Here is a 9393-nt window from a genome sequence, read left to right on the forward strand (position 1 = left end):
AGATTCCATTCAAGTATTGGGTATAAAAAACCTATGAATGTTTATCTGGATTACGTACAACATTATGAACAAATAGCAGCTTAATTTTAAGCAACATTACCAAGTACATTGTTCATATATTTTGTCTTGATTTTTCAGGCCATTATAGTACTATCACCTATAGCGGGATTAGAAGGATTTAGAGTATCGCCTTGAGCGTTATGAAGCAAGCTTGGCTCATTAGCTCTATATGCCACATTTTCTGTCTCTGTTGGTTTATTACCAGAGTAATCTTCTAATAAATATTTTAAGTTTTCAGCCTTACCTTCATTTACTAACATTTTCCAGTTTTGTTCTAACTCATCCCAATTTCTATCTTCTTTTATTACTGTATCAGCTTCTTCTATTGGTGGCTTAATAAGATTAAGCTCTTTTAGTAATTTATATAAGTTTTTAGCTTCCTGCTGCATTTTTATTAACTTCCGGCTATTTTCAGGCTTACTGCAATTCGGTCTGACAAAATCGTTATCGTATTGTGGTATTTCTATTATATTTCTATCTTCTTGTTGAGCCTCTAACAACGCTGCAATTATTTCAAGGTCTGCAACGCTAATTATTGGAGAATAAGGGGAAAAATCTAGTTTGCCTAGAGTTGGTTCTTCTTTTAAAATATCATTCTTAGTTTTTGTGTACATTTTATTAGGATTTAAAAGCTTATAATTTAATGCTTCATTATTGTTTATTTGTTCAACGAGCTTATAAATTTGAGGATTTTTTTCAACTATTATAGAAAAATCTAATAGATTATTAAGCTGTCTAGCTTCGTCAATTAAAATTGCTTTTTCTTGAGGAGTTAAGTCATTTAAATTAATTTTAGGATTAGATTTTAAATAATTTATAACTGCATCAATTTGTTCAGAAGATAGCTTTTTATTAATAGGATGTTTGTACGCCCCTAAAAGCTTATTAATTTGTAATGCAAGATTCACTGCTACTACATTATTGTATTTTACAAGCTTCCAATCTATAGGAAAAGCAGGAAACTTCACTCTACCAACTGCTGGGGTATTATAATTAAAAAGCTTAACAGAGTTTAATATTTGATTGTTATCTACAACTTTATTAAGAACTGCCGCTAGAGTACCAGGGTAAAAAACCTTATCTAAATAAGAAATATCAATCGGTTTTCGATCTTCAAAATAATTTGTTTTTTTGTCTATATAATCTTCATATGCTCTAGAGTTTTGTATATGAGTATTTTTTATATTTTTAGTCATGAAATTCCTGTATTATTTGAGCTTATATACTATTAAATAGCTGAACTCATAGGCTATTGTCTAGAGAAAAATTTAATTTTAAATTTAATTAATATTTGTTAATTCAATTGAAATATAAGGATTTAAAATGTAGGTTATTTTTGCTAAAAAATACCTCAAAATAACAAATTAACTAGAACTTAGACTTAATTCTGACTGATGAATGAAATTACTTGTTAATTCTGTATTATTTAATTCTTCTACAAAATCTAAAATATCCATTGGATGGTTACGTTACTTCCCTCCATAATAGTTATTTGCTTTTTTAAATCTTGCTCACGTTTTTCTTTAGAAATTCTGGTCCTTGAATTAATATCACAGTTCTTTTAGTCATTTTTATTACTCAAAAAATTAATCGAAAGTAATGTAGTACAAAATTAATTTTCTGTTAATTCTTAATAAAAACTAATTCACTATCGGACGAGTACTCGGTGCTAAATTCATACCCTAAATATGAGAAATCTTTAAGTAGCTTAGGTGAATCAATTAGATTATTGGCGATAACATTAACCATGTTTCCACGGGCCTTTTTAGCATTTATGCCGATTGTTGATAATTTACCGTTTCTATTTTCTTTAAAATGAACGTTAACTAATTGATATTTGAGGTTATTTGGATTTATTACAGCTGAATATTCTTGTGATGCTAAATTTAGTAAATATTTATTTTCATGCTTAGCAAGAATTTTATTAATATAATTCGTGATTTCATCTTGCCAAAAGCTTGTTAAATTTAGTTCATTTAGCTTTGTTGCCATTTCTAATCTATACGGCTTAATAGCATCTAGCGGTTTTAGAACTCCGTAAAGCCCTGATATAATAAGCAGATGTGATTGTAGGAAATTTAGCTCATGATTAGTTAGTTTTTCTATATGTATATTATTAAAAACATCTCCTGCATAAGCAAAAATAGCTGCTTTACTCTCTTGATCATCAAAATTTTTAAATCTATCCTTATTTATATGCGCAAGCTTTGCACTTATATTCATTATTTCCGATAATTGATTCTCAGAATAGCCTTGGAGTATAGAAAGTAACTGATTTGTTAGTTTAGGGAAGACAAGAGAAGTTAGCTCTAACTCATGAGCTAACTTCTCAAAATTAAGAGTTTTAGCAGAAGAAATAATAACAAGCATTTCTATCTAGCCGGAGTACTCGGAAGAGATGAAGTAGTGTTAGCAATATTTCTGTTAGTATTATCGATTGTTTTCATAATCGCATAGCTTGGATCACCGTCAAGTTCTACTGCTTCTTTTGATTTCGTGGTTTTACCGGCACAGCCAATTAAAGCTACAGAAGCAAATAAAATTATTAAATATCTTATCATAAATACCCTATTTTAATTTTATACTTAAGATAGTTGCCTATTATTATAATGTCAAGTACGAGAAAAATTTTATTACTGGCATTGCCTAAAAACGGTTGATCTAAAGTTTTGATGTCATTCCTAGCTCAGCATTGTTGCGTGGATATAAAAAAGCACTCGGTGTCATACCGTGGCTTGACCATGGTATCCAGAAAATAATAAAAATACTAATAATATTAGTATTTTTACTGGATCCCGTGAATAAATCACGGGACGACAGCGGTGAAATTGATCCACGCAACAATGTCCTCCCGCGAAAGCGGGAATCCAGTACTTTAAAGCTTTTTAAAAGCTCGATTTATCTCGCTTTACCCTGGATTCCCGCTTTCGCGGGAATGACACCGGAAGACCAAACTACAACATAAAACAACTTTTTCTAGGCAATGCCTTATTACTGGTATTACCTAAAAATAGTTGATTTACAGGGTAGTTTAACACTTTTATGTCATTCCTTAAATAAATTTTTAGGCATTCTGTAATAAACCGTATTATAGAATTTATTACTTTCAGGGAATTTGCGTTTACGTATGGAGAAATTACCGAAATTTCTGATTTCGATACGTTCTTGTTCTTTAAGAGACTGACTTAAATAATCTAAAATTAAATTTACTGAATCTTTAACATCTTCTTTAGAAAGATAATTCAGCTCATTATGTATTTTATCTATTAAATAATTCTTAGTAACCATTATTAAAAAATCGCTTTGATTCCGTTAAAACTATTTTTAAAAAAACTAGGTGTTATACTATCAAAATCTTCAAGTATTATGTCCATTAATTTTGGTTTTGGTTTTAATTGATAATCTTTTACAGTTAGATTAACTTTCTTAACTTCCTGTAGCCATTTTAATGCTGTATCTTCCGAGCCTATAGCATCCACAAGCTTTAACTTTAAAGCCTGACGACCTGAATATAGTCGTCCGTCTGCAAGCTTTTTTACTTCTTCTATAGGAAGATTACGCCTCTCTGAAACAAGCTCAAGGAAAAAATTATAAGTATCTTCTATATTTTCCATAATAGCTACTCGTACTTCTTCGGTCAGTTTTTCGGTAGGATTTGGAACAGCTTTTAATTCACCTGATTTAAAATTGTTAAACTTAATTCCTAATTTTTGAGCAAGTTCTGTTACCTCAGCTGTTTGTAATATTACACCGATTGAACCCGTAATAGTTCCGTTATGGCTAACAATATAATCACCTCCGAGAGAAATTAAGTAACCGCCGCTTGCAGCCATTGTTCCCATAACTATTACTACGGGCTTTTTCTCGGATATTTTACGTAGAATATTATAAATTTTTTCAGAGCCGACTACTGTACCGCCAGGAGAATTTACATTAACTATTAATGCTTTAATATGAGAATCATCGATTATTTTTTTAAGCTTCTTGTCACGCTTTTCATCCTCAAGAATTATTTCATCTATTAATACTGAAGCTATATAATCCTCATTACTATTAATAGGTAAAACATCTTTTGGAGCAAAGTTTTTACCGACTAGTAATAATACAATAGCAATTAAAATAATAGCCGCAAACTTCCAAATTAATAGACGAGATTTTATTTGTCTTCTTTCAATTAAATAATCAGGCGTCATACTCGTGATATTTTATGTTTTTATAGTTATCCAAGACCTTGTAAATTCGATGTCATTCCCGCGTGGAACGGTAAATGCTCTTTATGTCATTATTGTTGTGTGGATATAAAAAAGCACTCGGTGTCATACCGTGGCTTGACCACGGTATCTAGTTAAAAATACTAATTTAGTATTTTTTATTGTTTTTATGGACCCCGTGGTCAAGCCACGGGGTGACACAGTGACTTTACCGGTCCACACAACAATGCCCGCTCGCAATGACGATACGACTACAAACCGTTCTTAGGACGCTCGGGGCTTTTCATCATCTCAAAAAACTCACTGTTGGTTTTGGTATTTTCAAGTTTTTTGAGTAAAAATTCTATTGCTTCACTGCTACCCATTGGATCGATAATACGACGAAGAACCCACATTTTATTTAATATTATTTTATCAACTAATAGCTCTTCTTTTCTAGTTCCTGATCTGGTTATATCAATTGCCGGATAAATACGCTTATCAGCAATTTTACGATCTAAGACTATTTCAGAGTTACCTGTACCTTTGAATTCTTCAAAAATTACTTCATCCATACGGGAGCCGGTCTCAATTAAAGCCGTACCGATTATAGTAAGCGAGCCGCCGTTTTCAATATTTCTTGCCGCTCCAAAGAATCTTTTCGGTCTTTGTAGTGCATTAGCATCAACGCCGCCTGTTAATACTTTTCCTGATGACGGCACTACGGTATTATAAGCACGAGCTAAACGTGTTATCGCATCTACTAAAATTACTACGTCTTTTTTATGTTCTACTAAACGCTTTGCTTTTTCAATAACCATTTCCGCAAGCTGTACGTGTCTACTTGCAGGTTCATCGAAAGTAGAGCTAACAACCTCACCACGTACGGAACGTTGCATATCGGTTACTTCTTCAGGTCTTTCGTCTATTAGCAGTACTATTAAAAATACTTCTGGATTATTAGTAGTAATAGCATGTGCAATATTTTGTAATAATACAGTTTTACCTGTACGAGGCGGTGCTACTATTAATGCACGCTGTCCTTTACCCATAGGAGCTACTAGCTCAATAACACGTGTACTGAAATCTTTACTATTATCTTCAAGCTCTAATCCTAGTTTCTCATCAGGATATAATGGAGTTAAATTATCAAAATGAACACGATGATAAGCTTTGGATGGGTCTTCAAAATTAACTTTATTTACTTTTAGTAAAGCAAAATAACGTTCTCCGGCTTTTGGAGCTCTGATCTGACCTTCTACCGTATCACCGGTACGCAGACCAAAACGACGAATCTGACTAGGAGAAATATAAATATCATCAGGACCTGCTAAATAATTTACTTCCGGCGAACGTAAAAAACCAAATCCGTCAGGTAATACCTCAAGTACTCCCTCACCAACTATTAAACCTCCCTGCTCTACGGATTTTTTTAAAATTGCAAAAACTAATTCTTGTTTAAGTAATGAATTAATATTTTCAATTTTTAATTCCTCTGCTTGAGCTTGTAGTTCTTCAGGTAATTTACGTTTTAATTGTTTTAAATTAATAATACTACCGTTTTCTGCAAGATTATTATGATTGTTATTGGATTCGGAGTTGTTAAGTTCTTCTGTGGATTCTTTATTAGTTGTGTTCATTATTTTATTATTAATAGATTATATTGAAAGAGTTGAGTTAGCAAAACTTTAATTACCTTAATTAAAGGAAGTAATATACTTATTTAAATCAGGAATCAAATTAGATTTTTAGAAAATTTTATTTATTCTTGCGGTTTGAAGAATTATTTATTTTGTTAGCTTTAAAAGCTGTCTATGTATGTAAGAGCATACTAACAATGTAACAGCCTGTTGTCAACTTAAATCGTCATTGTAAGTAGGTAATCGGTAAATCGTCATTGCGAGGAAAGGCGAAGCCTTGACGCGGCAATCTCAGGAATTTTGTGCTGTTTCATGAGATTGCCGCGCTCCTTATAGTCGCTCGCAATGACGGATAACCAATCCACGTAACTCTATAAATTCTTCGACCTTAATAATAATACATTTGTATTAAGTAACGGAGTGAATACGTTTTTAACTTCGTTTAATAACGCTTCATTGCTTATTTCTTGATTTAATTCACTGCGTACTGCATCAAATATTTCTCTTAAACTTTTCTCTTCTGCCATATATTTAAAGATATATTTAGTACTTCTAAATATTGACATTGAGATATTAACATTATTTAACACTCCATTATTAATAGTAAAATTAATAGCACTATTTACTGCTGAATGGTTAGACTCCAAATGTTCATAAATTTGTTTAGCAAAATTGGCAATATTATGGAAGTATGGTATATTATCAAGATCATCAAACGATGCTACACTATCTTTTTGATTTGATACGTAAAATGAATGTTTAATTATATTACCGGTGAGTATCTCGCAAATTGATTCTTGGGTTACTTTATCCATCTTCTTAATTTTTTGTAGAAGCGAGAAATCTTTTATATAATTTTCGGGTCTGAGTAAAATTTTCTCTAAAGGATCAAGATAATCAACAAAATGTAAGTCTGCTTTTTCTACAAATTCATGTAATTCAGGAATGGAGTAAGCTCTATCTTGCTTATGCAAGAACATATCGTAAACCCCGACATCACCGAAATTTTGATAATCTGAAAATAACTCCCAACCTCTTTTATACCAGTTAGTAGCAGGTAAATTATCTAGAATTAATTTCCCGTTCATTACTTCTTCGACACGGTTTTTAGTATCTTTATTTATCATTTTCATTAAATCTTGAATTTGATAAACACCGGTACGTCCATATTTAGCATATACCATTAAACCCATACCACCGGTTGGCTTTAAAGAATCTTTTAGATTTTTTAAACCTTCATCGGGATTTGCTAAATGATGAAGTACTCCGGTACAATTTATATAATCAAATTTTCCAAGTTTTAGATTAGGTATATTTAATATAGAATCATTAATCCATTTAATATTTTTAAGGCCTCGTACTTCAGCACGTTTTTGTGCTACTTCCATGCTAGGCTTACTGAAATCTAGATATATTATTTCGGCATTTTTATCTTTTAATCGTTCAGCAAGATAAACAGTTGAATCACCCGTGCCACCGCCGGCTATTAAGCATCTAAACCCGTTATTAAAATTTTCTTTTCCTTTATATAGAAAATGGTTTAATTCTCCTAGGAATTCACCGCAAATAGCAAGCAAACGTTCTTTTTCTTGATTTGGGTCTCTGAAAGGATAAGGATAATCTTGATAATGCTCTTGTACTTCCGCTAAGTCTTTAGAAATTTTTGTTTTCTTTGAATCGCTCATAAATTATTATTTTTAAGTTATTATTATATCTTTTATAATTAACTGAATAGTATAATTATCTTGCCAATTATTTGTTTTTAACGTTCCTATTGCTGAAATATTTTTTGCTTTAGGACTTAATAGAACCTCTTCAAATGAAGTACCTACCGAATTAAAGGCAATGGCAGGTATAGCTTTATTGCCAAACGCTTGCTTATTTGGAGCAAGTAAACATCTAATATGTTTACTTCCAACAATATCTGCTTTTAATACAAATAAATTATCGAATTTAAATATAGGCTCATGATTACCTTGACCAAAAGGTTCTAAAATACCTAATTCATCCATTAAAGGAAAATTAATGCTACTTGCCGTTAAATTAAGCTCATATTCTGCTTGCTTATAATTTTCTAGTTTATTTGTTTTAATTTTAAAAGCATTATTTAAAAAATTCTGTAATTCTTGTAATTTTTCAGCAGTTACGGTAAACCCTGCTGCCATAGCATGCCCACCACCAGATATTAGTAGATCCTTGCTTTTAGCATTAATAATCTCAGCTCCAAAATCAATACCTACAATAGAACGGCATGAAGCTTTGCCGATTCCGTCATTCAAAGCTATAACCGCTACCGGCTTATCAAATTTTTCTTTGAGTCTTCCTGCAACGATTCCTATAACTCCGGGATGCCATCCTTCTTTTACAATAAATAATAAACTACTATTTTCTTGTGTCAAAGCAATTTCCATCGCTTCTTCTATCATTAATAGCTCGATTACTTTACGCTCATTATTATGCTTTTCAAGCTCCAGTGCTAATTTATTTGCTTCATTAATGCAGCTAGTAGACAATAGATTAGCACCTAAACTTGGCTTCCCTACTCTACCGCCTGCATTGATACGTGGACCTAAAACAAAACCTAAATGATAACATTTCGGTAGTTCATTAAGTCCTGCTATATCATATAATGTTTTAATCCCTATATTTTGTCTTTGTTGCATTACCTTTAAACCGCTCGCTACAAATGCACGATTTAAGCCTGTTAATTTCATCATATCGCAAACAGTACCAAGGGCTACCAAATCTAGATATTTCATTAAATTAGGCTGAGGAATTTTTGTAAAATAATTCTGCTTCTTTAAGTTCGATAATATGGCAGTTGCAAATAAGAAAGCAACTCCTACGGCTGCCAAATGTTTATATTCACTTTTTTCATCAATACGATTTGGATTCACTATAGCTACTGCATCCGGTAATATATCTGCAGCTATATGATGATCGATAACTATAACATCAAGACTAACGTCTTTTGCGTATTTTAGAGCTTCATGTGCCATAGCACCACAGTCAACCGTAATTAATAATTCGACGAAGCTATCTTTAATTTTTTGCATAGCAAAAGGAGTCGGACCGTATCCTTCAGCTATACGGTCGGGAACATAAATATCACATATTATGTTTAAGTCCCTGAAAACATTTTTAAGTAAAGCGGCTGAAGTAGCCCCGTCTACATCATAATCGGCAAAAATACATATTTTTTGGTTATTTAAAATAGCTTTAACAGTTCTATCTACTGCTTTATCCATATCAAGTAAATGAAGAGGATCAGGTAGTAAATTTTTGATTTTCGGTACTAAAAAATTTTCTACTTCTTCTAAATTATTTACTCTTAATGATACTATTCTAGCAAGTAAATCACTAATTTTAAAACTTCGACATAATTCTGTAACTATATCCTCGTTAATTAGTTTTTGTTGCCATATTTTACCGTTTATAGATACTTGTGGTTTCATTTTACATTGTCATACCGCGACTTGATCGCGGTATCTTTTGAATTATTT

The 9393-nt window shown here is 31.8% G+C and carries 8 protein-coding genes; all 8 read right to left on the reverse strand.

Annotated features, from left to right (window positions below):
• Positions 1–134: 134 nt before the first annotated feature.
• Positions 135–1256, reverse strand: a complete 1122-nt coding sequence (locus tag AC1Z7D_RS04370) for a hypothetical protein (protein ID WP_482602310.1) — start codon at positions 1254–1256, stop codon at positions 135–137.
• A 427-nt stretch (positions 1257–1683) separates the two neighbouring features.
• Positions 1684–2430 carry a YaaA family protein gene (locus tag AC1Z7D_RS04375; protein WP_482602312.1) on the reverse strand — a complete coding sequence of 249 codons (747 nt, stop codon included), beginning with the start codon at positions 2428–2430 and terminating at the stop codon, positions 1684–1686.
• A gap of 2 nt (positions 2431–2432) precedes the next feature.
• Positions 2433–2621 carry a hypothetical protein gene (locus tag AC1Z7D_RS04380; RefSeq protein WP_482602314.1) on the reverse strand — a complete coding sequence of 63 codons (189 nt, stop codon included), beginning with the start codon at positions 2619–2621 and terminating at the stop codon, positions 2433–2435.
• Positions 2622–3105: 484 nt separating this feature from the next.
• Positions 3106–3348: an HU family DNA-binding protein gene (locus AC1Z7D_RS04385; RefSeq protein WP_482602316.1), complete on the reverse strand. Its 243-nt coding sequence runs from the start codon at positions 3346–3348 to the stop codon at positions 3106–3108.
• Positions 3349–3350: 2 nt separating this feature from the next.
• Positions 3351–4253 (reverse strand): signal peptide peptidase SppA, encoded by a 903-nt coding sequence (gene sppA / locus AC1Z7D_RS04390; RefSeq protein ID WP_482602318.1) that lies wholly within the window; start codon positions 4251–4253, stop codon positions 3351–3353.
• 269 nt (positions 4254–4522) lie between these two features.
• The gene (gene rho, locus AC1Z7D_RS04395) at positions 4523–5890 is read right to left on the reverse strand and encodes a transcription termination factor Rho (RefSeq protein ID WP_482602320.1); all 1368 of its coding nucleotides are present in this window, start codon (positions 5888–5890) and stop codon (positions 4523–4525) included.
• Between the two features lie 371 nt (positions 5891–6261).
• Positions 6262–7575 (reverse strand): class I SAM-dependent methyltransferase, encoded by a 1314-nt coding sequence (locus AC1Z7D_RS04400; RefSeq protein ID WP_482602322.1) that lies wholly within the window; start codon positions 7573–7575, stop codon positions 6262–6264.
• 12 nt (positions 7576–7587) lie between these two features.
• Positions 7588–9345 (reverse strand): single-stranded-DNA-specific exonuclease RecJ, encoded by a 1758-nt coding sequence (recJ, locus tag AC1Z7D_RS04405; RefSeq protein WP_482602324.1) that lies wholly within the window; start codon positions 9343–9345, stop codon positions 7588–7590.
• Between the last annotated feature and the right edge of the window lie 48 nt (positions 9346–9393).

This window comes from Rickettsia sp. (genome assembly GCF_965035265.1).

Bases quoted from the DNA above. Each gene is read 5' to 3' on its own strand.
- AC1Z7D_RS04370 (WP_482602310.1), bottom strand. From the start codon at position 1,256: ATGACTAAAAATATAAAAAATACTCATATACAAAACTCTAGAGCATAT.
- AC1Z7D_RS04375 (WP_482602312.1), bottom strand. From the start codon at position 2,430: ATGCTTGTTATTATTTCTTCTGCTAAAACTCTTAATTTTGAGAAGTTA.
- AC1Z7D_RS04380 (WP_482602314.1), bottom strand. From the start codon at position 2,621: ATGATAAGATATTTAATAATTTTATTTGCTTCTGTAGCTTTAATTGGC.
- AC1Z7D_RS04385 (WP_482602316.1), bottom strand. From the start codon at position 3,348: ATGGTTACTAAGAATTATTTAATAGATAAAATACATAATGAGCTGAAT.
- sppA (WP_482602318.1), bottom strand. From the start codon at position 4,253: ATGACGCCTGATTATTTAATTGAAAGAAGACAAATAAAATCTCGTCTA.
- rho (WP_482602320.1), bottom strand. From the start codon at position 5,890: ATGAACACAACTAATAAAGAATCCACAGAAGAACTTAACAACTCCGAA.
- AC1Z7D_RS04400 (WP_482602322.1), bottom strand. From the start codon at position 7,575: ATGAGCGATTCAAAGAAAACAAAAATTTCTAAAGACTTAGCGGAAGTA.
- recJ (WP_482602324.1), bottom strand. From the start codon at position 9,345: ATGAAACCACAAGTATCTATAAACGGTAAAATATGGCAACAAAAACTA.